Origin of the sequence: Streptomyces lincolnensis (assembly GCF_021173675.1) — a bacterium.
GTDB lineage: Bacteria > Actinomycetota > Actinomycetes > Streptomycetales > Streptomycetaceae > Streptomyces > Streptomyces lincolnensis_B.
The window spans coordinates 692,720-717,123 of the sequence record NZ_JAIHON010000003.1; the positions used below are offsets into that span (position 1 = coordinate 692,720).

The following is a 24,404-nucleotide window of genomic DNA, read 5'->3' on the forward strand; positions in this document are numbered from 1 at the left end:
CTCCCGCTGCTCCGGCCGGTCCGGAGCGCGTGTCTCAAAGCTAGGTACGGAACGGGCCGCGTCCCTGGGACCAGGGGGGACACTTCGGCATCGCCGTGGTACCTCGGTACCAGTGGGGTCGCACAACGTTGACCCCACCACCGGCGAGATCCGCCGCCACCGCGTCGCAGTTGCCGCTGCGCGGTCCAGGGGCTGTCGGGGCTGTGCTCTGGAAGAGCCAGGCGCTGCCGGGCATGCAGGCCGGTTCGACCGTCCGGTAAGAGCTCAAGACCTTCAGGAGGCTGAACAGCTGAACTTGACGGGGAACTCGACCAACACGGGGGAGGACGACACCACCACGGGAGAGCGCACTGCTGCCGAGTTCGTCGCCACAGCGTTGAGCGACGCCGGCTATGAAGTGCACTACGTCGACGCCGGCAACGACCGTCACTCAGTGGTGGTCCGCCTGGAAGGGACCGACAAGAACCGAGGCGCGCTCCTGGTCCACGGCCATCTGGACGTCGTTCCCGCCGACCCGCTCGACTGGACCGTCCACCCCCTCTCCGGTGAGATCCGCGACGGCTACGTCTGGGGCCGCGGTGCCGTGGACATGAAGAACATGGTCGCCATGAGCCTCGCGCTCGCCATCCGGTACAAGCGCTACGGCATCGTCCCCGCCCGCGACATCGTCTTCGCCTTCGTGGCCGGCGAGGAAGCGGGCGGAAGAATGGGTTCGGGGTATCTCGTCGAGAACCACCCGGACCTACTGGGCGGAGTCACCGAGGCGATCGGCGAGGTCGGCGGCTTCTCTCACACGCTGGACAACGGGACCCGCGCCTACCTCATCCAGACAGCCGAGAAGAGCAAGCGCTGGTTGAAGATCCGCGCCCACGGAGTGGCCGGTCACGGCTCCATGCTGGCCGAGGACAATCCGATCGGCCGGCTCGGCGAAGCAGTCGCCACGCTGAGCAAGCACCGGTTCCCCCTCACTCTCACCCCGACGGTGCGGCAATTCCTGGAAGGCATCAGCAAGGCCGGCGGATGGGAGTTCACCGAGGACACGCAGGCCGAGGAGATCGTGGGTCGCCTCGGCGGACTCGGGCGGATCATCGGGGCGACGATCCGCGACACCGCCAACGTCACGGTCGTGAACGCCGGCTACAAGTCGAACGTGATCCCGGCAGTCGCGGAGGCCGAGGTCGACTGCCGCCTGCTCCCCGGCCGCCAGGAAGCCTTCGACACCGAGCTGGCCCAACTCCTCGGCCCCGGGATCGAGCTGGAGTGGCACGAACAGGAAAGCCTCGTCACGACGTTCGACGGCGACATCGTCGACGCCATGGTCGGCGCACTGCTTGAGCACGACCCGAACGCGATCGTGCTGCCCTACATGATGTCGGGAGGGACGGACGCGAAACGCTTCGCACGCCTCGGTATCCGGAACTTCGGCTTCTCGCCTCTCCTTCTGCCTCCCGACCTGGACTTCGCCGCGCTGTTCCATGGCGTCGACGAGCGCGTGCCCGTGGACTCCATCCGCTTCGGGGAACGGGTCCTCGACGAATTCCTGCGCACCGCCTGACAGTTCGCATGTGGCTTCGTCCGAGCGCGTGGCGTCCGAGGGCGGCAGACCTGTGCTCGGCGGCACGGGGATCCGCGGGGGAGGGGACAGCCAGGGACGCGGGTGACGTCGTCGCCATCTCCTCCGGTGCGGGAGCGCTCCTGCGTCGCTCTGCACACCGTCGGCAGTTGGTGCGCGGCTCTTGACCCCCGGGGGATCTCGGCCTTAGCGTTCCGGCGTTTACATCGTATTGAAACGATTCAACACCTCTGCTGCCTCCCTCTCTCCGATCCCTTGTCCACTGCCTGAACCACACCTTGGGGCGAACCATGCACAAGCCCATTCCGCAGCGTGGCGGGATATCCCGGCGCGCGGTACTGACCGTCACCCTGGCCGCGGGCGCGGCCACGGCGCTCACCGCGGCCGGTGCGCCGCTTGCCGGTGCCGTACCGCTCACGGGGCAGGAGCAGTCGGCCGGCGCCTGGTTCACCGCGCCCCCGCGCTCCGTGCGCCCCAAGTTCCGCTGGTGGTGGCCCGACGGGCTGGTCGACCCGGGGGAGGTCGCCCGTGAGATCGACCAGATCGCGGACGCCGGCTTCGGCGGGGCGGAGATCGCCGCCGTACACCACAGCATCAAGGACAAGTCCGTCCTGGACACGGCCCGTCACGGCTGGGGCAGCGCACCCTGGCGCAAGGGCGTCGAGGCCGCCCTGAGACAGGCGGCCCGCCGCGGCCTGACCGTCGACCTCACCCTCGGCCCCAGCTGGCCCGCGGCCGTCCCCGGGCTCGCTCCCGACGACGAGGCCGCCGCCCAGGAACTCGCCTACGGCCGCACCCCGGTGGCCGCCGGCGCCACCTACCGGGGCCCGGTTCCCGAGCCGGTGCGCGAGGCCGCGGACGGTGCCACCCGGCGCAGCCTGCTGGCCGTCCAGGCCGCCCGCGTCAACCCGGCCAACGCCACCCGCAAGGAAACCGGCCTGGACCTCGACAGCGTTCAGGACCTCACCGACACCGTCCGCGACGGCACCCTGACCTGGACCGCGCCCACCGACGGCGACTGGGTGCTGATCTCCTACTGGCAGCGCGGCACCGCCCAGCAGCCCGAGTCCGGCCCGCACTCCGCCCCGGCCGCCTACGTCGTCGATCACTTCAGCTCCGCCGGCACCGCCGCCGTCACCGGATTCTGGGAGCGCACCGTCCTGACCGGTACGGTGCGCAGACTCCTCAAGGCCGCCGGCGGCGCCTTCTTCGAGGACTCCATCGAGCTGGAGACCGACGCGCTGGTGTGGACCCCGGCACTGCCCGAAGCCTTCCGGACGAAGAGAGGTCGCTCCCTCCTGCCGTACCTGCCCGCCGTCGTCCTCGACAACAGCAACCAGGTCTTCGCCTTCGACGCCCAGACCACCCGGCAGATCAGACACGACTTCTGGCAGACCGTCTCCGAACTCTTCAACACCCACCACGTCACCGCTCTGCGGGAGTGGGCCCACTCGCTCGGCATGGAACTGCGGTCGCAGCCCTACGGCCTGCAGACCGACGCCATCGCCTCCGCCGCGATCCTCGACATCCCCGAGGGAGAGTCGCTCGGCTTCAAGAACCTGGACGACTACCGCTGCCTGGCGGGCGGACGGGACATGGCCGGACACACCGTGCTGTCCTGCGAGTCGGGCGCCTACAACGGCTCGGCGTACAGCACGACCTGGGACCGGTTCCTGCGCACCATGGGCGGTGCCTACGCCGCCGGCGTCAACCAGACGGTGGTGCACGGCTTCTCGTACGCGACCGCCCCCGGAGCCGCATGGCCCGGCTTCGCCGCCTTCAGCCCCTACAACGGCGCCCCCGGTTACGGCGAGTCGTGGGGCCCCCGACAGCCCACCTGGCGGCACGTCGAGGACATCGCCGGCTACCTCGGCCGCGTGCACCAGGTCCTGCAGACCGGCGCACCCCGTGCGGACGTCGCGGTCTTCCGGCAGACCGGCTACACCGCCACCGGCATCGGCGCCTCCTGGTTCACCGCGACCGGCGTCCCGCTCGGCTGGACCCACCAGTTCCTCAGCGGCCCCCTGCTCGACCTGCCCGGCGCCCGTGTGTCGAACGGCCGCCTGGCCCCCGACGGCCCCGCCTACAAAGCCCTGTTCGTCGAAGGCGACTTCTTCTACGGCTCCACCCCGACCCTCGCCCTCGCCGACGCCCGCAAGCTGCTGAAACTGGCCCGGGCAGGACTGCCCATGGTCCTGCTCGGCGCCTTCGACCAGGCCCTGACCCCCGGCGTACCCGCCCAGGACGAGCCGGCGCGCCTGCGCGAGGTGCTCGCGAGCCTCCTCGCCCTGCCCCACGTCAAGGCCGTCACCGACAAGAGCGCCGTCGGCGAGGCCCTCGCCGCCCTCGGCATCACCCCCGACGTCCGCTACGCCACCACCTCCACGCTCCTCAACGCCCACCGCGTCACCGGCGACACCGACCTCTACTACCTCTGCAACGGCAAGCACGCCGAGACCGTCAAACCGCCCGTCGCGGCCATCGACCACGACATCACCCTGCGCCGCACCCGCCGCGGCACGACCGTTCCCTACCTGCTCGACCCATGGACGGGAGAAGCTGCCCGGATCGGCCGCTACACCGAGAACGCTGCCGGCATCACCGTGCGCGTCACCCTCCAACCCGGTCAGGCGACCGTCATCGCCCTTGGCCGGCCAGGGCTTTTCGGGGACCACAACGGCAACCGGCAGCACGCCGTGGACAGCACCGCCGAGCGCGTGTTGTTCACCGACCGCGGCCTTGCCGTCCGCGCCGCGACCGGGGGCACGTACACGACCAGGCTCTCCGAAGGCCGTACGGTCACCACGACACTGCCGCCGGTGCCCGCCCCCATCACACCCGACCGTTGGCAGCTCGACGTCGAGGACTGGCACCCCGGCGCGCAGCCGACCTCCACCGAGATCGTCCGGCGCACGCTGGCTCTCGACACCCTCCTGCCCTGGTCGCAGATCCCCGAACTGGCCGACTCGGCCGGCATCGGCCGCTACCGCACCACCGTGACCCTGCCCGCCGACTGGGCCGCGGCCCACGGCGCGTACCTCGAACTCGGCACCGTCAGCGACACGTTCCGTGTCACGGTCAACGGCACCCCGCTGGCCCCCGCCGACCGTCTCCGCCCGGTCGTCGACCTCGGCGGACACCTGCGACCCGGCGCGAACACGATCGAGGTGGAGGTGGCGATCCCCCTCATCAACCGCCTCCGCGTCAGCCAACCGTCCGTCTTCGGCACGGCCGCCCGCCAGGCGTACGGCCTGTCCGGCCTCGTCCGCCTGGTGCCGTACGCCCAGGTGCGGGTGAGCTGACGGCACCTGCGTGCGGAGCGGCCCGCTGCCGCCGGGGGCGGTGCGGGCGTTCGCCCTCTGCCACCGCGCCGTACGGCCCCCTCCCGGCAGAGGCAATCCCGCGTGGCAGAAGGCTCACCCGGCGCCACGAGGTTCACGGTGCCGGTACGGCACCGATCTGCTGCATCACCCCGAGGAGATCGGGCTGGCCCCGTTCGCCGACGATCCGGCCGTCGGCCAGGTAGTAGAAGTTCATGGCCTGCACCGAGATCTTGTTGCCGCTCGCCGGGACCCCGAAGAATTCACCGTCGTGGGTTCCCCGCATGGTGAACCGCGCAGCCACGGTGTCGCCTTGGGCGACCGTCTCCTCCAGCGTCCACTGGACGTCGGGGAAGGCGCTGCGCATCATCCCGATGACTTCCATGTACCCATCGGGCCCGCGCAGTGGTTCCGGGTGGCTTGGTGCGTGGAACACCGCGTCCGGAGAAATGACCTCGCGGGCGAGATCCTCGTTGCCCGTGTTGATGAACTCGACGAAACGGTTCATCACTGACTCGGTGGACTGCGATGGCATCTTGCTGTGCCTCTCCGGAGACGTTTGGACGGATACCCGGGAGCGTAACATCGAATCGATGTCCACATCGATTCGATGTTCGCGTGCGAGGATGGACTCATGCTGGAACTCGCGATACTCGGCTTCCTCGCCGAGGGACCCCTGCCCGGACACGAGCTGCGCCGCCGCGTCTCACAGCTGACGGGCTACACGCGGCCGGTCAGTGACGGCAGCCTGTATCCGGCGATCAATCGCCTGACCAGGGCGGGCTTGATCGAGCGGCGCGCCGACCCGGCCGCGGGGGCGGCCCGGTACGTGCTCAGCCTGACCGAGGCCGGGCGGGCCGACATGCTTCAGCGCCTGCGCAAGCCCGCCGATCACGAGATCACCGACTTCACCCGGTTCTACGTCGTCCTGGCATTCCTCTCCCACCTGCCCGGCGTGGCCGAACAGCACGCGGTGCTGCGCAGACGGCTGGAGTTCCTGGAAGAACCGGCGAGTTTCTTCTACGACAACGAGCGGCCCCTGCGTGCCGAGGAGATCGCCGACCCCTACCGGCGGGGCATGCTGCTCACCGCCCGTGCCACCAGCCGCGCCGAACGGACCTGGCTGCGCGAGACCCTCGGGGAGGAACCGCCCGTATTCGACACCGGATACACCGACAGCGATCCGCATGCGCCCGCTGCTCCCACGAGCTGACCGTCCACGGAGGTACCCCCATGCTTGCTTCCTGGTACGACGACCAGGGCCCCGCCGCCGATGTCCTGCACGTCGGTGAACTCCCTGATCCCGTCCCCGGCCCCGGCGAGGTCCGAGTCCGCGTCACCGTCTCGGGCGTCAACCCCGGCGACACCAAGAAGCGGCGCGGCTGGCTCGGCTCGTCCATGCCCTTCCCACGGGTGATCCCGCACAGCGACGCCGCCGGAGTCATCGACGCCGTGGGCGCCGGAGTCGACGTCCACCGCGTCGGACAACGGGTCTGGGTCCACGGCGCCCAGTCCTACCGCCCCTTCGGCACCGCCGCCCAGTACACCGTCGTCCCCGATCACCAGGCCGCACCCCTGCCCGACCACCTCAGTGACGAGCTGGGCGCGAGCCTCGGCATCCCCGGGATCACCGCCCACCGCACCGTCTTCGCCGACGGCCCGGTCCACGGCCGACTGGTCCTGGTCCACGGGGTTCTCGGCGGCGTCGGCTCCCTGGCCGCCCAACTCGCCCACTGGGCCGGTGCCACCGTGATCGCCACCGTCCGCCGCATCGCGGACCTCGACCGCGTCGACCCGGCCGTCGCCCACGCCATCGCCCTGGACACCGGCGACCCCGCCGCTGCCATCCGCTCGTACGCGCCGCGAGGCGTCGACCGGATCATCGAGGTCGCGCTGTCCGACAACGCCGATCTCGACAACGCCGTCGCCGCCCAGGGGGCCGTCATCGCCGCCTACGCCACCCGCGCGGACCGCACCGAGATCCCCTTCTGGCCTCTGCTCTTCAACAACGTCACCCTGCGACTGCTCGGCAGCGACGACTTCCCCGCCGAGGCCAAGCGCCAGGCCGCCCGCGACCTCACCTCCGCCGCGGCCGTCGGCGCCCTTACTGTCGCCGTCGGCGACTGTTACCCGCTGGACGACATCGCCAAGGCCCACGACCACGTCGACGCCGGCGGTGGCCACGGCCGCATCCTGGTCACCATCCCCCAATAGCGCAGACTCGGAACCCTGCCCTGCTCAACTGCCCGGCCCTGCGGGGCGGACCGTAGCGCTGCCAAGTATTCGGACCAGTTCCCGTCGGCGGGGGTGGCCCAGCGTTCGGTTGTCTTGGGGTGGATTGCGATCAGGTCGGCGATGACCATGGGCGGCAGGTCCACCAGGGCGCCCATCATGGCGGCTGACAACCACCGGTGCGGGGCGTTGCCAAGGCAGTCAGGAGGTGAGGGAACGGTAGTTGACGAGCCGGCTCCATGGTTTGCGTTTCACTCGATCGCATGACTGACCTGCCGTTTCGCCCCCGGCTTGGTATCAGCTGCGATTCTTGCGGTGAATCGATCTACGGAGCGTGACGAGTTGGCGGGCAAGAGGGGCACGGCACCAGGGGCCGCGCGGTTGCGTCTGGCCGGCGGGGTGCCGTTACTGCGGCCGGGTGAGCAGGCCTTCGAGGCGATGCTGGACGGCTGGCTGCATGTCACCGCACTGACGCTTGGCGGAGGCCCGGCATGCGCAGACCACTAGGCCGGGGGCCTGGTGGGCGGCAGCACCCACCCGTTGATCCTCGGCAACGACGGCTTCTATTGATCAAAGGCATCATCGGCAGCGCGTTCGCTCTCATCCTCGCTCCGGTTCTCGTGGCGATCGTCGTCGGATGGCTGTCGTCGGGCGCCGATGACGGCCCCGAGGAGACCCCCGGCCCATCGCCGTCAGGTCCTGACTTCGCTGTCGTTGCGCGGTTGATGAACCAGACCGGCTGCACAGCCTTCGCCAACACCCTCTCCTCTCCTGAGGACAGGGCAGAGCTCAGTACGCAGTCCGACGCCAGCGCCGTCATCCAGAGGAACAACGGCGCCCGCGCCTCCGAGCTGAGCGTCAGCATCACCCTCCAGGGCAGCGACCGCGCGCTCACCATCGAATCGATCGACATCGAGCCCAAGACCCCTCGCCCGACAGCTCCGCTCGACGGGGGCCTCATCTGTGAGCCTTCCTCAGGAGGGCAGTCGAAGATCAAGCTGCACGCCGACATGGACGCCGCGAAACCGGCGTTTCGCAGTAGGGACTCCGGCGCCACGCCGTACTTCCGCGACAACGCCATCACGCTCGCCCCGCACGAACAGGTGCCCCTCCACATGGCCTTCAGCGCTCGGCGGGGCTATCGCGCATTCGAACTGGTCATCCACTACACGATGTCGGGCAGGGCCGAGAAGCGTGTCGTGCCCGCGCCCGCGGGCAGCCGGTGGGCCGTGACCGCCCTGGCCAAGACATACGGATCCGTCTACGAGGGGACGGTCGGCGGTCCGTTTGAACTCTCCGGGGAGGCGGACCGGTGCGGACAGGTACCGAAACCGGTGGGCTGCTGATGCGCCGCCCCGCCGCCTACGTAGCTGGAGCGCTCGCCCTCTTCTTCGTCCTCGCAGCGTGCACCGGGGCCGACGACGGAACCGGGGACGGGAAGCCCGTGTCGTCGGCGCGCGCGAATGCGTTTGAGGCTCTCTGGTCCCGGTCGGTCCCCGGTCAGTCGGGGGCTGCGGCGGTGGCGGACGATGTGGTGCTCATCCCGCACGACAACATGATCGACGTTCGTGATGCGCGCACGGGAAAGAATCGCAGAACCCTGCGGGCGGACCCAACGGATCAGATCGTGGGCGCCTACCTCACTGGTGATGTGATCGTGGCCCGTGTAGCGCACAACTCCTTCACGATCCTTCTGGGCTTCGACTTGCGTACCGGCAGGCAATTGTGGAATCAACCGTACGAGACGAGAGCGATGGTCCTGCCCGGGGAAGAGCCGGAGCTGGAGCTGATCGACTCCGGGCCGGTCACCGTCACCGAGCGTGGCGTTGTCGTCCACGCCCACGACGGTCGCAACATCGGCCTGAACCCCAGGACCGGGGAGATGACCTGGCAGCGGCAGGCGGAATGCGACAGCAGGGCGCACACGGCTGCAGGCGCCATGGGTGACTCGTTTTACGCGGCCATCACGGGCGCCACCGCCCGCTACTCGATCACGCTTTGCCTGGAGGGCTCAAAGGCCGTCCTCAAGGCCACCGACCCGCGCGACGGTGACAGCGTGTGGCGGGCAGATGTGAAGAAGCACGACGGTGGCACGACGTTTTCCACCAGCGAGGACGTCGTCGGCGTGCGGTCCGCCGACGCCGGGAACCACAAGGCCACCTTCTCCCTCTTCGACGAGTCCGGTGATCACCTGGCCGACGGCACCGTGAAGGATCCGGCGGGTGATATCCGGACCGTGGGCCGGGTCGGGGACACGGTGTACTTCCATGACGGGCGGCAGCTTCACGCAGTGCGGGCCGACGGAACGACGCTGTGGGTCCAGGACGCTCCCAGCCACGTTGGATTGAGCGCCCGGGCCATCGTCTCCGATCGCGAGACGCTTACGCCCCAGAGCGTGCAGCGCACCGGCGTGAGCGTGGTCATCGACCTGTCCGGCAAGACACGAGCGACGCTGCCGTGGCCGCTCCGCGGCGAACTCATCGGGATGAGTGGCGAACTCCTGGTCATCCGCGGCGAGGAGGAGGACGGCGCCCGGTACACGGCGTTGCGCCCGACGCGACGGGATCTCAAGGAACCTGCCCTGGGCGGAGTCGCGCCGTCGGACTGGCCGGACGCCTGCTCCCTCCTCTCGGACAAACAGCTCAACGGGCTGGGCGGGGACTATCTCCGGCTTCCCGTCGACAAGAGCCGCACCGTCTTCGGCGTCAGAGTGCCACATGAGACTCAGTGCCGGTTCGCCACCGAGTCGGGATCCGACAAGGACATCGTCCAGATCACCCTACGGTGGGTGGCCGCCGACTCCGCCACAGCACGGGAGATCTCGGCGAGCGACCTCCCGTGGGGCACCGGGGTGCAGAGACTGAGCCCGAGCGTACATCTCGTCGAGCCCCCGGAGAGAGGCCTACATCTGGCAAGGTCCGCCGTAGTGGCCTCCGGCCGCTACGTCCTCGACGTCAGCGCTCCGAAGAACGAGAAACTGGTCCGAACGGTCGCTTCGCTCCTGGCCGACTGAGCACCGCGCTGTGGTCCAGCATCGGAACCTGCCCCTAGATCCCCGACGGGCAGGCCGGAGGCGCTGTGCCGCATCTGCACGGGCTCGTGGAACACCCCGAGCATGTTCACCGACCACCACGGCGCACCGGAGAACTCCAAGATCACCGACGGAGTCGAGCTAAAGGTCCTGCTCGGCGGGGACGGCTGCGTCCAGTGGTACGGCGGAGAGGGTGAAGGGGAGTACCTCGGGCGGGAGTCCGTTGATCCAGCGGTTGTACTGGCTGTTGACGACCAGGGCCCGGTCGCGCGCGAGGGAGATGGAGCTGGGGTGGTGGAAGCCGCCGGGTGCGAGCAGCCGACTCGTGTAGCGGCCCTGGGACAGGTCGGGGGACATGGCGATGACGGTGACCTGGGGCGTGAGGCCGGGGATGTTGTTGATGTTGCCCTGGACCACGTACAGCCGCCCGTCGCGGTAGGCCAGCCCGTCGCCGTTGGGGAGTCGGTGGCCGCCGAGGTCGACCTGGAGTGCCTGGCGTGTGTGCCGGTCGATGCGCCACAGCTGTCCGGTGGAGCTGTTGACGGTCAGTAAGTGGCCGCCGACGCAGGTGATGCCGTTGAGGTTGTGCTTACCGTCGATCCATTCGACGGGGGTCGTGGTGACGTCGAGCCAGCGTTCGAGGTGCGGGCCGCTGCTGGAATGGGTGAGTCGGTAGACGACGGGCCGGAAGGAGTCGGTGACGTACGCGGTGCCGTCCGGCGCGACGGCGATCTCGTTGACGAAGCCGCCGTCCACGCCGTGCAGCAGGGCCAGCAGGGCGCCGCGCTCGGTGTCGTACACGCGCAGGGTGCCGGTGTCCGCTCCGCCGACGATGAGTCGTCCGGCGGAGTCGATCGCCATCCCGGACGTGGTGCTGCGGCCGTCGGTGCCGTCGGGCGACCAAGGGCGCAGCGCGGGCTTGGTCAGGTGACCGCGGTAGAGGGTGCCGTCCGCGGCGCTGCCGACATAGAGGTGTCCGGTGCGTGCGTCGTAGGCATGGCCGCTGGGGAAGACCCGGTCCCCGGGAAGGACGTACTCCGTCGGCAGTCGGGCGGGACCGGGCGGCGCGCTGCCGCCGGCCTGTGCGGTGGTCGGCGCCGTCCGGGTCCAGGCCGTCGCGGACATCGCGGCCGCGGTGCCGAATGCGGCGGTCAGCATCCTCCGCCGTGACACAGGGTGTTGTCCCATAAGATGCTCCGTCTCGTCGGGGCCGGGCACGGTCGTGGCCGGCGGTGCGTGCCAGGTCGTCATGGCCCGGCGGGCGGCGGGGCTCCGACGCGCCGCCGTTCCAGGGGACCGGCAGGGGAGTGAACGACATGTAGGTGGTGGAGATCGCTGAAGTTTGCCTGCGGCCTCGAACCCGGTGTGTCGATGGCGTCGGCGAGGTCGCCGATGGCCGACGCCGGCACTACGACAGGCGCGGCTCACCCCGCATTTCGAGCCTTGGCCGGGCCGGTTCCCGCGCCGGTGGCGGTGATGGCGGCGCCGATCTCGTCCAGGTCGGCGGCGGTCAGTTCCAGATCCCCGGCCCCGATCCAGCCGTCGACCTGGGAGGGCGTGCGCGCGCCCACGATGGCGCCGCTCATACCCGGCCAGGCCAGTACCCAGGCGATGGCGACCTCGGCCACGCTCACACCGTGTCGCGCGGCGATCGGCTTCAGCGCGTCGGCGAGCCGGAGATTGGCGGCCAGTCCGGTGGTGAAGTCGGCATGCGAGGAACGCCAGTCGTCGACGCCCAGCGACGCCGCCCGCTCGGCGGTGAACGCGCCGCTCAGCAGTCCGGACTGCATCGGCGAGTAGGCGATCACGCCGGTGCCGTTGGCGGCTGCCCACGCGACCTCGGCCGCGGCCGACCGGTCGATCGCCGAGAAGGGCGGCTGGATCGCGTCCACGTGCGCGATCTTCTCGGCCGCCTCCAACTGCGCCACGTCGTGGTTGGACAGTCCGATCGCACCGATCTTGCCTTCGGCCTTCAGATCGGCCATGACCTGCCAGTACTCCTCCAGCCGAGTGGCGTTGGGCGATACCGTGCCGAAGCCGTCACCGGCGTACTCCAGGGACTCGCCGGTGTCGGGCCAGTGCACTTGATACAGGTCGATCCGCTCCACGCCGAGCCGCCGCAGCGAGTCCTCGACCTCGCGGCGCACGCTGGCGGGCTTCATGATCCGCCGGGGCGCGGCCGATGGGTCGTCCCGGTCCCACACCAGGCCGGCCTTGGTGAAGACGTACGGCTTCTCGGAAAGGTTCGCGATCGCCTTTCCGACCAGCTCCTCCGCGTGGCCGAGGCCGTACACGGCGGCGGTGTCGATCCAGTTCACGCCCGAGGCGATCGCGTGCCGGATGGCGGCGATCGACTCGGCGTCGTCGGTGTCGCCCCAGCTGAACCTCCAGCCGGACCCGGCCACCACCCAGGATCCCAACCCCACCCGGCTGATCTCCATCCCGGTACGGCCCAGCGTTTGCTTGGCAAGCATGGCTCTCTCCTTCTCTTTCCATGACAGTGGACGTCTTTCCAGGACAGTGGTCGGCGGCGGGATTCCCGGCATGCCGGACGGCTTCCAGCCGGATCGCCCACATGACCTGGCGCGCGTTCTCGCGCCGCCTGGCGAATGAATGACAGGTGGTTCCACCCCGGTTACGGCAGGGCTCCGCCCTCGGCGCCGAGCACCCGCACCCGGCCGGGTGGAAGGTGCGGCGGGTGGCGCGTCAGCGCCACAGCTGGTAGCCGCTGAGTTCCAGGTGATGAAAGTCGCCGGCGATCCTGCCCTCGGCCCTGGCGCCGTTGTCGGCGCTCAGGTGGAAGCTCGTCCCGCGGACCACATAACTGCCCTTGTATGCCGCCCGGGTGCCGTTGAGATCCTCCTCGAAGGTGCCGTCACGGTCGAGCCGCAGGACGAGGTCGCCGTCCTTACTGGCCCAGGTGCCGACGAGCGCGGCGGGTATGCCCACGCTCCCCGGCGTGCCCGAGGTGCTCCGCGGGGGCGTGCCGGAGGTGCTCTGCGTGGGCGTGCCCGCCGGCGCCGGGGGTCGGGTGGTCGCGTCCCTCGCGGTCCCGGTCTCGGCGCTGCAGGCCGTGAGGGCCATGAAGACGGCGATCACGATGGCTTTGTGCCTCATGCCGACCACTGTCTGCCGGGCCGCGCGAGCCGCACCAGGGCAGGACCATCCTGGGGAAAAGCCCCCCACCCTGGCGGGGTGGTACCCGCCCATAATGAGGGTGTGGATCGACGGACAGAGCTGAGCATGTTTCTGCGCTCGCGGCGGGCCCGCGTGACGCCGCAGGAGGTCGGGCTGACCTCACACGGCCGGCGCCGGGTGCCGGGCCTGCGGAGAGAGGAACTCGCCCACCTCGCCGGGGTGAGCATCGATCACTACGTACGGCTGGAGCAGGGACGCAATCCCCACGTGTCCGAGCACGTCCTCGACGCGATCGCCCGGGCCCTGCGGCTCAGCGCCGACGAGACCCGCCACCTGCGCAACCTGGCCCGTCCCGAGTCCCGCCGCGTCCAGCAGGAGCCGGTGGCCGGCGTACGTGCCTCGTTACGGATGCTCCTTGACACCCTGGCCGGACCGGCGTACATCGTGGGACCACGCGCGGAGTTCCTCGCCTGGAACGACCTGGCCAGGGGCGTGTTCGCTGACTTCCCCACACTGCCGGCAGCCGAACGCAACGCCGCCCGGCTGGTCTTCCTCGACCAGACCTTCCGCCAGTTGTTCGGGCAGAGCCTGCCGCGCAAGTGTGCCGACACCGTCTCCTACCTGCGCCTGAACGCCGGCCGGCACGCCGACGACCCGCAACTCATCGAGCTCATCGGCACGTTGTCCATGCGCAGCCAGGAGTTCCGCCAGCTGTGGGCGCAGCAGGACGTCAACGACAAGTCCCACGGCCGCTACCAGCTCGACCACCCGCTGGTAGGACCGCTCGACCTGCACTACGAGGCCGTGGACGTGGCCGAGACGGCCGGCTGGAAGCTGATCGCCTACTCGGCCCAGCCGGGCTCCCCGTCCACCGACGCGCTGCGACTGATCGGCAGCTGGATCTCCAGCTGATCCACGCACCATGGCGAAGCAGTCGGCGTGGTGGACGTAAGCGGCCCCCGGCAGATCGGTGACGGGAACCTTGCCCGCGTCGGTGAGGTCCGCGTCGATCTCGTTGCCGACGGCTGCCGGTCCCATGCCGGGGCATCCAACTTGCGGAGGAATTGAACCCCCACCCGCTTGTCGTTCGAGAGCGGAGCCGATACGACCGGTCAGCGCCCGGTGGGCTCCCACCACACCAGGTTGGCGGCCGCCTGGGCCACCGGCTCGATGATCTCCCACGCCTCGGCGATCAGCCCTTCGTCAATCCGCCAGATATCGATGACTGCGATTTCCGGGCCGGCATCGGGGAGTTGTCGCCGCGAGTGCATCACGACATGATCACCGTCGGCCAGCAGGTGGTGGACCTCCACCCGCATATCGGCGAGCGGGGTGAGTGCTGCCTGTACGGCGGCGAGCCATTCCACTTTGGTCGAGGAAGTCGAGTCCGGCCTGTGATGGACGAAGTCATCGCTCAGCAACGGTTCGAGCGCGCCGATGCTGCCCGTCTCGATCAGTTCCGCCAGTGCCCGTTGCACGATGCCCTTGTTGTCTGTGGTCATGGACGCAGTGTTTCTGCAGTCGCAACGGTTGTCGATGAAGTCGGATTTCATGGCGCGCGGTTCCACGATGAGTACGCTCGACGACCATGCATATGGTTGGGGAGCTCCTGCGGCAGTGGCGGCATCGCCGACGACTCAGCCAACTCGATCTCGCGATCGCGGCCGACGTGTCGGCTCGTCACGTCAGCCTGGTCGAGACAGGCAAGTCCAACCCGAGCGCCGACATGGTCCTCCGGCTCGCGGCCCACCTCGATGTGCCGTTGCGTGACCGCAATCGGCTGTTGCTCGCGGCCGGCTTCGCACCTCGGTACGCCGAGCGGCCACTCGATGACGGTGCGCTGTCGGCGGCCCGGGACGCGGTCGAGAGGGTGCTGCGTGCGCATGAGCCCTACCCGGCGGTGGCCTTCGACCGCCGGTGGAACATCGTGATGACCAACCGCGCGGTCGAGCCGTTCTTCGCGGATGTCCATCCCGACCTGCTGCAGCCGCCGATGAACCTGGTGCGGCTGGGACTCGACCCGCGAGGCTTCGCCCCGCTGGTCGTCAACCTGGCCGACGTGCGTGCGGTGTTCCGCTCCCGTATCAGGCGTCAGCTCGCCGTCGCTCCCGACGCCGAGCTCATCGCGCTCTACCAGGAACTGCTGGAGCCCAGCTCCGAGGACGCGTCGAGCCTTTCGGTCGAATCCGATGTCCTGATCCCGATGGTCCTTCGCTTCAACGGACGAGAGCTGCGGCTGTTCTCGACCATCACCACGTTCGGCACTCCGATGGACATCACGCTGGACGAGGTCGCGATCGAGTCGTACTACCCGGCGGACGCGGAGAGCGCCGCCTACTTCGAGGGATCCAACGGTGACGTTCGAGCAGCTGCCCACCCCTGACCGGTGAGGATCGGATGGCCACTGACCCGGTCAGATTCGCACGGTCCGCTGGTTCCTGGGGGCCGATGCCCTGCTTGCGGGACGACGAAGGCGAGGTGCTGTGTGCCCGTGCGCGCACCGAAGCGGCCCTCGACGGCGTGCGGAATGAATTCCCTGGCGAATGGCTCAACGACTATCAGCAGGTGAACGGCTCGGCTGCCGACCGCGACGGATTGATTGGGACAGCGGAGATGGATTTCGATCAGGCAGTGAGGCCGTGTCCCTGTTGTCTGCGGCCCTGTTGGACGCAGAACGCCTGGCGGCCAGGGCCGGACGCCTGGTGACGGACGAGGACCAGCAGGTCGTTGACGATCGTCCGCCGGGGTGCTGAAGACCCCCTGAGGCTCGCTGATCTGCCCAGTGGGGGAGGGGAGTTGGGGCGCCGCGACCTGCGGTACAGTTGATCACGAGCTGGTCGCTGCAACTCACGTCGACCGGTGTTGCGTTGGTGGTCCAAGGAAAGACGCCCCGCTTCCTGCGGGGAAATGCAGGTGCAAGGCCTGCCCGGCGCTCGATCTGGGGCCTGTCCGTATGCGGACGGGCCCCATACGTTTTGTGAGGGACGCTCCGAAGCCGATCAGCCGCATTTGCTGCGCAACCGCGGCGGGTCCAGGCGGGTCGGCGCGTGGTCCTCGTACCCAGCGGTGTGTGCGGGGCGTCGGAGGACCGGAGTACCGACCGAGGGACCGGCCGTGACAGACGGCAGCACCTGTGCCGTCACCTTGTCCGACCTCAGCGGCACCCACCTGGAGCCCACGCCGCTCCACCGCCGAGGGCCGTGGAACGCGACGAGGCGGATCCGAGTCCGGCCGGTCCGAAGCCTGCGGCCCGCGCAACGGGGGACGAGTCAACCCGGTGCGAACCGCAGAACACCGAACACCCCACCGTGCTGCTGGCCAGGTCGGGGGAGTGCGCGGGTGGCCGGACCCGTGTCGCGCCCGGCCACCGGTGATGCGTACGGCGCCGCTACGGAGCCATCTCGTACGCGCCGGACAGTGCCTCGACCTGCTGCCAGACCCGCTCCGTACGCGCTGCGTCGACGACCGGTCGGCGGACCGAGCTCAGCGCCCACTCCTGCTGCTGTTCGGTGGCCGAGTCCTTGCCGTGCAGTTCGACGGCGTGCCCGGAGAAGTCCCGTACGAGGACGGCGAAGAGTTCGTCGAGGACGTCCTCGTCGAGTCCGGTCAGAGCGGCCTGCTCCAGGACGAGCTGGCCGTGTACGACGAGGGCGAAGAGCTGTCCGATCGACAGGACGAGGTCGAGGTCGCGGCTCTGCTCCGCGTCGGGGCCTGCCGTGGCGACGAACTCGCAGAGTGCGTCGGCCTGTTCACGCAGGCGGGCGACGTTCGGAAGGTGCGCGTACGTCTCGAAGGCCGGACGCCAGTCGTGGAAGCGCACCGAGCTGAGGCCGCGGGCGGGGCCCTGCCGGAACAGGAAGTCGTCGTCGGCCGCGTCGAGGCGGGTCGGGACGGCGGGGTACTCGGCCGGGTCGAGAAGGTGGCTGCGCATGAACTTCAGGATCAGTGCCAGGTTGACGTGGACCGTGCCCTCCAGCTTCGGCAGGCTGCGGATCTCCACGGCCGCCTGGCCGAAGTAGTTGTCCTTCTCGAAGCCCTTGGCGGCGATCACGTCCCACATCAGGTCGATGACCTTCTCGCCCTCCGTGGTCACCTTCATCTTCGTCATCGGGTTGAAGAGCAGGTAGCGGCGGTCGTCGGGGCCGGCGGAGCGGAAGTAGTCGACGGCGCGGTCGCTGAACAACTTCATGCCGACGAGCCGGACGTATGCGTCGGTCAGCTCGCGGCGTACGTGCGGGAAGGCGGTGACGGGACGACCGTAGAGGATGCGGTTGTGGGCGTGGGTGACGGCCTCGTACATCGCGTGTTCGCAGATGCCGATCGAGGCGGTGCACAGGTTGAACTTGCCGACGTTGACCGTGTTGAGGGCGGCGTCGAAGGCGGCACGGCCGGTGTGCAGGACGTCCTCGGCCGTGACGGGGTAGTCCTCCAGGCGGAACTCGCTGACGAACTTGGAGGAATCGACGACGTTCTTGACCAGGCGGTAGTTGGGGTGGCGGCTGTCGGCGGCGAAGAAGACGTAGCCGTCGGGGCCCTCGATGTCGGTGCGGCGGCCGAAGACGGAGACGAGTCCGGCGGCGTTGCCGTTGCCGATGTAGTACTTGGAGCCGGTGGCGCGGAAGCCGCCGTCGCCGGTGGGCTCGAGGAGCATGTCGGTGGAGTAGATGTCCGCGCCGTGAGCCTTCTCGGACAGGCCGAACGCGAACACTTCACCCTGGGCGAGGAGTTCGACGGCGCGGGCACGGACGGCGGTGTTGTCGCTCTGCCAGACCGGGCCGAGGCCGAGGATGGTGACTTGCCAGGCGTACCAGTAGTCCAGGCCGTAGAAGCCGAGGATCTCGTTGAGCGCGGCGATGCGGGCGGTGTCCCAGCGCTTGTCGGGCTCTTCCTGTCCGGTGGCGGACGACGGCGTCAGGAAGGTGGCGAACAGGTTCTCCTTCGCGGCGAAGGCGAGGAAGTCCCCGAGCCAGGCGCGGGTCCGGTAGTCCTCGATCAGTTGCCGCTTCCCCCGCTTCTCGAACCAGTCGACGGTGGCACGCAGCAGTCGGCGCGTCTCGGCGTCGAAGTGCGTGGGGTCGTAGGTGCGCGGGTTGAAGAGCAGCTGGTCAGCCATGGTGAGGGCCTCTTTCGGCAGGCGGGCGGAGGGCAATTGCGGGTGGAGTGGCCAAGGGGATCGCAGTCGAGGTCGGCAGGCGGGGATGCGTCAGCGGCCTGGGCCGAACCGGGCCAACGTCGTGAGCACGTCGTCCAGCCAGCCGATCATCATCCGCTCGTACGCGATGCCGCCGCGCAGGACGACATGCTGGAGCTCTCGCTCCGGATCGAGCGGCGCTCGCGCGGCGGCCGCGTTCGCCTCGGGACCCGTGAAGTCCCGCTCCTCGCCCGCGAGATAGTGCTCCAGCCGGTCCTGGTGTGCCTGCCGGTGCCGCTTCACCTCGTGGATCAGGGCGGTCGGGTCGTCGAACGCGGCACCACGGATCTTCACGGCCAGGTCGTGGCGGACGCTGTCCGGCTCGATCGGATCGTGCAGCCACGAGGACAGCGCGGCCCGGCCGAGGTCGGCGACGGAGTACTCCTTCTTGTCCGGCCGGCCCTGCTGCGGGACGTCCCGGACGTCGACCCAGCCGTCGTTCTCCATGCGCTTGAGCACGCGGTAGATCTGCTGGTGCGTCGCGGTCCAGAAGTAGCCGATGGACCGCTCGAAACGCCGGGCCAGCTCGTAGCCGGATCCCGGCCTCTCCAGGAGCGACACCAAGATCGCGTGTTCGAGCGCCATGGGCACCGATCGTGCTATGCAACTCGTTGCATAGCAAGTCCCACGGGCTCCGGTGCGATACGGCTCACTCTCGTTGGCCGTTCCGCATCGCGTTCACCTGGCTGTGCTTCGATCCCCGCACCCAGGTGTAGTACGAACGCCGCACTCAGGAGGGCAAGACCGACGCGAGATCGTCCGATACCTTGGGCGACATGCTGCCCGAGCGGTGTTTAACCTGGTCAGGGCGGTGTGCAGCGCCTCCTTGTTAGTCCAGCGCCCCTTCGTCACAGGGGCGCCTGTGACAGGAGTGGCGCCACGGAACCTCCCGCCGGCTCGCCTCCATCTACGGGGCTCCGTGATCGCCGAGGGCCCGGACGGCGCCGCGACGGCGAAAAACATGGTGTGCGGGGCCGACGGAACCGGGTACCGTCATGGTCATGTTCTTCCAGACGCTGATTTACGAGTGAGAGCGTGATGGGCCCCTGCTGACGTCCTTCGATGTCGCCGCGCCCGTCCCCCACCGATGAATCCGTAGATCATTTCACCTCACTTCGGGAGAACCCGTGAGCAAGAACATCAACAACCCCGTAGGCATGGGCGGCGGCCAGCGCAAGAAGCTGTCGCGCGCCGAACGGCAGAACAACGGTCCGTACCGCAACCTCGACCGCCAGAGTGCCGCCGACCAGAAGGCGGAGCTGGTGCGCAAGATGCGCGAGAAGGCAGGCGCAGCCGAGAGCGCCGGGCAGACGGGCGACGACACCGCACAGAGCTGATCCACCGCCGCCGGAGGGTGGCACCGCACGAGGCAGGGCCGGACCGCGACGCGCGGTTCGGCCCTGATGCCGTATTGGAGGGTGCCCAATGCCCTTGGTCAAGACATCTCAGGGGCCTAGGAAGTCAAGCTGGTGGACCGGGTTGGTGACCTGCTGGCGGCTCCAGACGGTGTCCTGCTGTGCTCGGGCCAGCACCGCGATGGCCTGAGCGAGTTCGCTGTCGGCAGGCAGCGGCCGGTGGGCGTGCATGTCGGTGCGCAGGATGTTCTCCAGGATCAGGGCGAGGGCGTCGCCCGGGTCGGACCTGTTGCGGCTGACGCCGTGTCGGTCGCGGTAGCGGGAGGCCGCCAACGGGTTGCTCGCGAAGACCTTGCGGCTGCCTGTGCTCAGCAAGATCCGTTCATTGATGCAGGTCACGAGCACATGCGGGTCGCGCAGCGTCCTGATCCCACGACTCACAGGTCCGCCATCTCAGTAGCTGTTCGCGACACCCGCGCGCCCCAGGTGCTCGGTCTGTCTGCAGAGCTCGCAGGCTCGCGGATGAAACAAGAGGTCGCCCCTGGGGCGGGCTCGCGCCGTGACGATCAGCGTCCGGCCGGCCGCCGGGAGTTTCGCGGTTCTCACGGAGGCGCCGGGCTGTGCCGCTCTTGACAGAGATCTCGAAGGACCAGGGAGGCGAAGGCATCAGCCCGGCGCCCGCGTCATCACCGCGAGGCGCGGACGGCAGGGGAGTCCGTGGCCATGGCGCAGGCGCCGGGTCTCGCCGCTCTAGGCGAAGGCCTCTCGGGTCAGGCTGATATCAAGCGTTGCCCGACGCCCACGACACCCCCCACGGATCCCACCGGTGGACAGCGGCGCCAGTCTCAGAGCGGGTCTCCAGGACCATGAGGACCGAAGGCGTTCCGCTGCCCGTTGTCGACCGCTCACCCAGCCCCTTGCCGAGACCGAACCGAGCCGCCTACACCCCGGATTGGGCAGTGTGTCCTGTGGATCACCGCGTGAGGTAGTTGGTCTATGAGCTACTTCATGTACGACGTCATGGGCGGGACGGTCGACGAGCCTGATCCGGAGACGATGAAGCGAGTGCTCGGCGGTCTGGCGGAGGCCGACGACGAGCACCCCGACGTGTCGCTGACCCATGAGAGCGGGTGGTGCCTCAGCGCGTTCCACGGCGGCCTGTTGGTCTGGGAGAACCCGGACGACGACTCGATGGCCGCGGGGGAGATGCGCGAGGTCGCCCGCGAGGAGATTCTCCGGCTCTTCGGGCTGCTGGCAGCGGGTGATATCGCATCGGTTGAGGCGCTTCCATGGCAGACGTGACGGCTCTTCCTGCCAGGTTCGCGTCCAGAGGAAGATCGCTGCGACGTGAATGCCGCGAGGTAGTGCACGGCGAGTTTGCCGGTGCGCATGGCGATGCCGCGCCACTGCTTGAGCCGGTTGATGCACTGCTCGACGGTGTTGCGGTGCTTGTATGTGTGGGGGTCGAAGCACGGTCGCCGACCGCCTCGCGATCCGCGTCGCTTGCGGTTGGCGATCTGATCAGCGGGCTCCAGGATCACCGCAGTGATGCCGCGACGACGCAAGTAAATGCGGATCGCGCGGGAGGAGTACGCACGGTCCGCACTCACACGGTCCGGCCTCGTCCTGGGCCTGCCGTTCCCGATTCTGGGCACTCGGATGCCGGCCATGACGGCCTCGAAGTACACAGAGTCGTGGCGGTGTCCGGCTGCGCCCAGGAGAGACAGCGGACGGTACCGGCTGTCGACTGCCGAATGGACTTCGGTCGTTATGCCGCCGCGGGATCGCCCGAGGGCGTGGTCGTCCGGTTCTCCCGCTGGAGCCCTTTCTGCGGGCGCCGGCTGCGTGCTGGTGGGCACCCGGCGGATTTGGCGACAACAGATGCCGGATCCACTCACAGCTCGCGTCACTCAACGCACCCCTGAACTCCGGGTCGGATCAAACGACCAACTGATCCACGGGAAAACTGCCTAGGGGAACGGGGGTGCGTTGGGTCGGGGAGCCGGGCAGCATGGCGGGGTGGCTGATCTGCTGTGGGATGACGTGAGTTCCTTCTTTGACCCGGACTTGATGGGGTCGTTGCCGGACGTGCGTGTCCCGGATGCCTCGGTGCAGGACTGGCAGGCGGTCTTCGATCTTGTCGCGGATAAGGGCTGGAAAAGTCAGTACTCTGAGGGAGGGACGGTGCTTCCTGTGCCCCGGGCTGAGGCCGTGCTGGCCCGCCCGGCGGACGCCGAGTGCCCGAACCTGCGGGTCTGGCCGACTGTCGATGTGCTGGCGATCTTCCGGTTCCATGCCGACGACGAAGTCGACTTCGACGTCGACCTGCGGGAGTTGCAGGGCCAGGATCGACTTGATGTTTTCTGCGGCTTCCTGCGAGAGATCGGAAACCGGCTGAACAAGCCCGTGCTAATGGAGCCGGAAGGCCACTATGGCCATCCAGTGATCGGCTTCGATGTCGAAGCCGATCGAGTCGTTCTCCTCGCAGACCCGTAGGCCAGGTGGCTGAGGCAGACGACTGAGGTTCGTAGAAGGTTCCTTCGCGGAGCATCGCGAACAGGACGTCGGCCCTGCTTCTGGCTAGGCAGAGCAGGGCTTGAGTGTGGTGCTTGCCCTGAGCGATTTTCTTGTCGTAGTAGGCCCGGGAGAGCCCTCCATCACGGAGCCACGAAGACAGTGCCGGGGGCGCTGCCGTATAGCGAGTGCGGCGATCCCGCTCAGCTCTCGGCCGAGCAACAACCAGCGCCCCAGCGCCGGACGGACGTGACCCGCAAGGCGGCCCAGTGGTGGACGCACGTGCCCTACGCGCCGTCACCGCACGGGGCGGGAGGCGCGGTGGGGTCCGCCGGGAGTCAGGTGGTCGGCAGGAGGACGACTCCGTCGTGGTCGGCGTGCAGGATGTCGCCGGTGGTGAACGTGACGCCGCCGAACGACACGGGTGCATCGACGGCGCTCGTGCCGGCTTTCCCGCTCTTGCGAGGGCTGGTGCCCAGGGCGTGGATGCCGATGTCCATGCCGGCGAGGAGGGCGCTGTCGCGGACGGCCCCGTACACGACGACGCCGGCCCAGCCGTTGTCACGCGCCCGCTCGGCCATCATGTCGCCGAGGAGCGCGGCGTTCAGTGAGGCTCCGCCGGCGACGACCGCGACGCAGCCCTTCCCGGGTGTGCGGAGCAATGCGTGCAGCAGGGCGTTGTCGCCGGGGGACGAGAGGGTGCGCACGGGGCGGGCGAAGGAGTGCACGGCCCCGTAGGAGGTGAACTGCACGTCGCAGACGCGCAGTTGGTCGCCGTACTTGTCGGCGAGGTCGGCGGTGGCGATGGGGGATGTCCTGTGCACTGCAAACTCCAAGGTGTTGAGTGAAGGTCCCCCGTGAGGTGCGTCGGACTCCGGCGAGGGCCGGGAGGGAGGGACGCGAGGTGGAGACGAGCGTCGAGGCGAGCACGAGCACGAACGCGAACCCGGGGCCCAGGAGGGCGCTGCCGTCCCCGGCTCTGTCGGTGACGGCAGCGCTGACCATCGCCGGGACCAGGTCAGGTTCCGGACCATCGCGGGGTCCGAGTCAGGTTCCGTCGGCGGCGTCGGCGTGGCCGAGTCGCCACCCCGCTGTCGCTCCGAGGCTGGTGTCGATGTGCTTGCGCATGATGTCCGCCTCGCCGGCGCTGTCGCCCAGGGCGACACATTCGACGAGTGCGTCATGCTCCTTGGCCTTCTGGTCCCGGGCGTCCTGGCCCGGGTCGGTACGGAGATCCAGGAGACGATAGCGGTCGGCCTTGTCCCACAGCGCCTCCAGCGTCCCGATCAGCAGGTCGTTGTGGGACGCCGTGTAGATCGCGCCGTGGAAACGGCGGTGCGCCACCAGTTGCTCGACGCTCGGGTGGGGGTGAAGCGAAGCCAGCCCCTCCGCCGCGGCGCGGATGGCAGGCTCCGCGACGCCGGGTAGCGGGGGAGTCCTCCCCCGAGTGTTGAGGCGCTCGACATGTGCGTCGGCGAACTCGAGTCATGCCTCGAATCTGGTCTTCTCCTCCCCGGTCGGCAGAGCTTCTACTTGGGCTCGGGCGGCGGCGATGTATCTGCTCAGCCTCTGCAGCCAGCGAGTTCGTGCTCTGCGCGGGGGCGGCACCCTGAACTCACAGTGCCGGTGTCACGCGATCACGCAAAATTATATCTTTCGCGGATATCAGGTGGAATTCCGTGATGAAAAGCTCTCCGAACGAAGACGTGTCACCTGAACAGGTGTCGTGCATGGGGGCGGCCCCGTCCATAGCGTTGTGGCAGGCGGACGGGCCAGGCGAGCGAGACGGATCGTCCCGCCCAACCAATATCCGGCGTCCGGGGACACCCGGCGCCACACGACCGACGGAGGTGGCTTTCATGGCCAACGTGTATGAGGTTCCCACTCTGATCGAGGTCGGCGACTTCGCCGAGCTCACCCAGCTCACGTCGCGGGGCTACTGGCTCGACAGCCCGTGGGGCGCCTGGTGGTTCTGAGCCACTCGTAGGCCCCACGGGGCCGAGTGACACGGGCGGCACCGCCGGAACAGCAGTTTGACGAACCGGTCGTA

Annotated in this window: 21 protein-coding genes and 4 pseudogenes; 12 read left to right on the top strand and 13 right to left on the bottom strand. The window is 68.9% G+C overall.

What is annotated here, in order from left to right; all coding sequences use genetic code 11:
* The first annotated feature begins 295 nt into the window (after positions 1 to 295).
* Positions 296 to 1,555 carry a M20/M25/M40 family metallo-hydrolase gene (locus K4B79_RS10275; protein ID WP_232026146.1) on the top strand — a complete coding sequence of 420 codons (1,260 nt, stop codon included), beginning with the start codon at positions 296 to 298 and terminating at the stop codon, positions 1,553 to 1,555.
* 308 nt (positions 1,556 to 1,863) lie between these two features.
* A complete protein-coding gene (locus K4B79_RS10280; RefSeq protein ID WP_232026147.1) occupies positions 1,864 to 4,875 on the top strand; it encodes a glycosyl hydrolase in 3,012 nt (1,003 codons plus the stop codon).
* A gap of 133 nt (positions 4,876 to 5,008) precedes the next feature.
* Here K4B79_RS10280 and K4B79_RS10285 read toward each other — a convergent pair whose 3' ends face one another.
* Positions 5,009 to 5,401: an ester cyclase gene (locus K4B79_RS10285; protein ID WP_232026148.1), complete on the bottom strand. Its 393-nt coding sequence runs from the start codon at positions 5,399 to 5,401 to the stop codon at positions 5,009 to 5,011.
* A gap of 126 nt (positions 5,402 to 5,527) precedes the next feature.
* On the opposite strand from K4B79_RS10285, the gene K4B79_RS10290 reads away from it, so the two are divergent.
* The 4 genes from K4B79_RS10290 (at position 5,528) to K4B79_RS10305 (ending at position 10,138) form a co-directional block, all read left to right on the top strand.
* Positions 5,528 to 6,106, top strand: coding sequence for a PadR family transcriptional regulator (locus tag K4B79_RS10290; protein ID WP_232026149.1), 579 nt, complete (start codon positions 5,528 to 5,530; stop codon positions 6,104 to 6,106).
* A 20-nt stretch (positions 6,107 to 6,126) separates the two neighbouring features.
* The gene (locus K4B79_RS10295; protein ID WP_232026150.1) at positions 6,127 to 7,107 is read left to right on the top strand and encodes an NADPH:quinone reductase; all 981 of its coding nucleotides are present in this window, start codon (positions 6,127 to 6,129) and stop codon (positions 7,105 to 7,107) included.
* A gap of 584 nt (positions 7,108 to 7,691) precedes the next feature.
* Positions 7,692 to 8,471, top strand: a complete 780-nt coding sequence (locus tag K4B79_RS10300) for a hypothetical protein (RefSeq protein WP_232026151.1) — start codon at positions 7,692 to 7,694, stop codon at positions 8,469 to 8,471.
* Positions 8,471 to 10,138 carry an outer membrane protein assembly factor BamB family protein gene (locus K4B79_RS10305; protein ID WP_232026152.1) on the top strand — a complete coding sequence of 556 codons (1,668 nt, stop codon included), beginning with the start codon at positions 8,471 to 8,473 and terminating at the stop codon, positions 10,136 to 10,138. Before K4B79_RS10300 ends, K4B79_RS10305 begins: the two co-directional genes overlap by 1 nt.
* 159 nt (positions 10,139 to 10,297) lie before the next feature.
* On the opposite strand, the gene K4B79_RS10310 is transcribed toward K4B79_RS10305, so the two are convergent.
* From K4B79_RS10310 to K4B79_RS10320, 3 genes are all read right to left on the bottom strand, one after another.
* Positions 10,298 to 11,314, bottom strand: a complete 1,017-nt coding sequence (locus tag K4B79_RS10310) for an SMP-30/gluconolactonase/LRE family protein (protein ID WP_232026153.1) — start codon at positions 11,312 to 11,314, stop codon at positions 10,298 to 10,300.
* 266 nt (positions 11,315 to 11,580) lie between these two features.
* The gene (locus tag K4B79_RS10315) at positions 11,581 to 12,630 is read right to left on the bottom strand and encodes an aldo/keto reductase (protein WP_232026154.1); all 1,050 of its coding nucleotides are present in this window, start codon (positions 12,628 to 12,630) and stop codon (positions 11,581 to 11,583) included.
* 232 nt (positions 12,631 to 12,862) lie between these two features.
* Positions 12,863 to 13,273 (bottom strand): Atu4866 domain-containing protein, encoded by a 411-nt coding sequence (locus K4B79_RS10320; RefSeq protein ID WP_232026155.1) that lies wholly within the window; start codon positions 13,271 to 13,273, stop codon positions 12,863 to 12,865.
* Positions 13,274 to 13,375: 102 nt separating this feature from the next.
* Here K4B79_RS10320 and K4B79_RS10325 point away from each other — a divergent pair, with 102 nt between their 5' ends.
* Positions 13,376 to 14,206 (top strand): helix-turn-helix transcriptional regulator, encoded by an 831-nt coding sequence (locus tag K4B79_RS10325; RefSeq protein ID WP_308280423.1) that lies wholly within the window; start codon positions 13,376 to 13,378, stop codon positions 14,204 to 14,206.
* On the opposite strand, the pseudogene K4B79_RS10330 reads toward K4B79_RS10325, so the two are convergent.
* Positions 14,207 to 14,344 (bottom strand): annotated as a pseudogene (locus K4B79_RS10330) (3-oxoadipate CoA-transferase); the annotation flags it as partial. It abuts the gene before it with no gap.
* A 62-nt stretch (positions 14,345 to 14,406) separates the two neighbouring features.
* Positions 14,407 to 14,796, bottom strand: coding sequence for a nuclear transport factor 2 family protein (locus tag K4B79_RS10335; RefSeq protein ID WP_232026156.1), 390 nt, complete (start codon positions 14,794 to 14,796; stop codon positions 14,407 to 14,409).
* Positions 14,797 to 14,882: 86 nt separating this feature from the next.
* Between K4B79_RS10335 and K4B79_RS10340 the strand changes: the two genes are divergently transcribed.
* Positions 14,883 to 15,677 carry a helix-turn-helix transcriptional regulator gene (locus tag K4B79_RS10340; protein WP_232026157.1) on the top strand — a complete coding sequence of 265 codons (795 nt, stop codon included), beginning with the start codon at positions 14,883 to 14,885 and terminating at the stop codon, positions 15,675 to 15,677.
* 1,005 nt (positions 15,678 to 16,682) lie between these two features.
* Here the strand turns inward: K4B79_RS10340 and K4B79_RS10345 are convergent.
* Entirely contained in the window at positions 16,683 to 18,407 is a 1,725-nt protein-coding gene (locus tag K4B79_RS10345) for an acyl-CoA dehydrogenase family protein (protein WP_232026158.1), read from the bottom strand.
* Between the two features lie 90 nt (positions 18,408 to 18,497).
* Entirely contained in the window at positions 18,498 to 19,070 is a 573-nt protein-coding gene (locus K4B79_RS10350; protein ID WP_232026159.1) for a PadR family transcriptional regulator, read from the bottom strand.
* A gap of 542 nt (positions 19,071 to 19,612) precedes the next feature.
* Between K4B79_RS10350 and K4B79_RS10355 the strand changes: the two genes are divergently transcribed.
* On the top strand, positions 19,613 to 19,822 hold the full coding sequence (locus K4B79_RS10355) for a DUF6243 family protein (RefSeq protein WP_067425192.1): 210 nt from the start codon (positions 19,613 to 19,615) through the stop codon (positions 19,820 to 19,822).
* A 126-nt stretch (positions 19,823 to 19,948) separates the two neighbouring features.
* On the opposite strand, the pseudogene K4B79_RS10360 reads toward K4B79_RS10355, so the two are convergent.
* Positions 19,949 to 20,212, bottom strand: a pseudogene (locus K4B79_RS10360) (IS110 family transposase); the annotation flags it as partial.
* Positions 20,213 to 20,836: 624 nt separating this feature from the next.
* Between K4B79_RS10360 and K4B79_RS10365 the strand changes: the two are divergent.
* Complete coding sequence (locus tag K4B79_RS10365; protein WP_232026257.1) at positions 20,837 to 21,142, top strand: hypothetical protein; 306 nt, start codon at positions 20,837 to 20,839, stop codon at positions 21,140 to 21,142.
* On the opposite strand, the pseudogene K4B79_RS10370 reads toward K4B79_RS10365, so the two are convergent.
* Positions 21,143 to 21,697 (bottom strand): annotated as a pseudogene (locus tag K4B79_RS10370) (IS5 family transposase); the annotation flags it as partial.
* A gap of 162 nt (positions 21,698 to 21,859) precedes the next feature.
* Between K4B79_RS10370 and K4B79_RS10375 the strand changes: the two are divergent.
* Positions 21,860 to 22,336, top strand: a complete 477-nt coding sequence (locus K4B79_RS10375) for a hypothetical protein (protein WP_232026160.1) — start codon at positions 21,860 to 21,862, stop codon at positions 22,334 to 22,336.
* A gap of 19 nt (positions 22,337 to 22,355) precedes the next feature.
* Here K4B79_RS10375 and K4B79_RS10380 read toward each other — a convergent pair.
* The 3 genes and pseudogenes from K4B79_RS10380 to K4B79_RS10390 form a co-directional block, all read right to left on the bottom strand.
* Positions 22,356 to 22,487 (bottom strand): annotated as a pseudogene (locus K4B79_RS10380) (IS110 family transposase); the annotation flags it as partial.
* Between the two features lie 205 nt (positions 22,488 to 22,692).
* The gene (gene rraA / locus K4B79_RS10385; protein ID WP_232026161.1) at positions 22,693 to 23,178 is read right to left on the bottom strand and encodes a ribonuclease E activity regulator RraA; all 486 of its coding nucleotides are present in this window, start codon (positions 23,176 to 23,178) and stop codon (positions 22,693 to 22,695) included.
* Between the two features lie 223 nt (positions 23,179 to 23,401).
* Entirely contained in the window at positions 23,402 to 23,758 is a 357-nt protein-coding gene (locus tag K4B79_RS10390) for an FCD domain-containing protein (protein ID WP_308280427.1), read from the bottom strand.
* A 455-nt stretch (positions 23,759 to 24,213) separates the two neighbouring features.
* Here K4B79_RS10390 and K4B79_RS10395 point away from each other — a divergent pair, with 455 nt between their 5' ends.
* Positions 24,214 to 24,330, top strand: a complete 117-nt coding sequence (locus K4B79_RS10395; RefSeq protein ID WP_229894392.1) for a lasso RiPP family leader peptide-containing protein — start codon at positions 24,214 to 24,216, stop codon at positions 24,328 to 24,330.
* Positions 24,331 to 24,404 lie beyond the last annotated feature (74 nt).

What these genes read in the sequence shown, in the direction of transcription:
- K4B79_RS10350 (WP_232026159.1), bottom strand. Translation starts at nt 19,070, where the DNA reads ATGGCGCTCGAACACGCGATCTTGGTGTCGCTCCTGGAGAGGCCGGGA.
- K4B79_RS10320 (WP_232026155.1), bottom strand. Translation starts at nt 13,273, where the DNA reads ATGAGGCACAAAGCCATCGTGATCGCCGTCTTCATGGCCCTCACGGCC.
- K4B79_RS10335 (WP_232026156.1), bottom strand. Translation starts at nt 14,796, where the DNA reads ATGACCACAGACAACAAGGGCATCGTGCAACGGGCACTGGCGGAACTG.
- K4B79_RS10345 (WP_232026158.1), bottom strand. Translation starts at nt 18,407, where the DNA reads ATGGCTGACCAGCTGCTCTTCAACCCGCGCACCTACGACCCCACGCAC.
- K4B79_RS10395 (WP_229894392.1), top strand. Translation starts at nt 24,214, where the DNA reads ATGGCCAACGTGTATGAGGTTCCCACTCTGATCGAGGTCGGCGACTTC.
- K4B79_RS10290 (WP_232026149.1), top strand. Translation starts at nt 5,528, where the DNA reads ATGCTGGAACTCGCGATACTCGGCTTCCTCGCCGAGGGACCCCTGCCC.
- K4B79_RS10315 (WP_232026154.1), bottom strand. Translation starts at nt 12,630, where the DNA reads ATGCTTGCCAAGCAAACGCTGGGCCGTACCGGGATGGAGATCAGCCGG.
- K4B79_RS10295 (WP_232026150.1), top strand. Translation starts at nt 6,127, where the DNA reads ATGCTTGCTTCCTGGTACGACGACCAGGGCCCCGCCGCCGATGTCCTG.
- K4B79_RS10280 (WP_232026147.1), top strand. Translation starts at nt 1,864, where the DNA reads ATGCACAAGCCCATTCCGCAGCGTGGCGGGATATCCCGGCGCGCGGTA.
- K4B79_RS10365 (WP_232026257.1), top strand. Translation starts at nt 20,837, where the DNA reads ATGAGCTACTTCATGTACGACGTCATGGGCGGGACGGTCGACGAGCCT.
- K4B79_RS10310 (WP_232026153.1), bottom strand. Translation starts at nt 11,314, where the DNA reads ATGCTGACCGCCGCATTCGGCACCGCGGCCGCGATGTCCGCGACGGCC.
- K4B79_RS10285 (WP_232026148.1), bottom strand. Translation starts at nt 5,401, where the DNA reads ATGAACCGTTTCGTCGAGTTCATCAACACGGGCAACGAGGATCTCGCC.
- K4B79_RS10305 (WP_232026152.1), top strand. Translation starts at nt 8,471, where the DNA reads ATGCGCCGCCCCGCCGCCTACGTAGCTGGAGCGCTCGCCCTCTTCTTC.
- K4B79_RS10340 (WP_232026157.1), top strand. Translation starts at nt 14,883, where the DNA reads ATGCATATGGTTGGGGAGCTCCTGCGGCAGTGGCGGCATCGCCGACGA.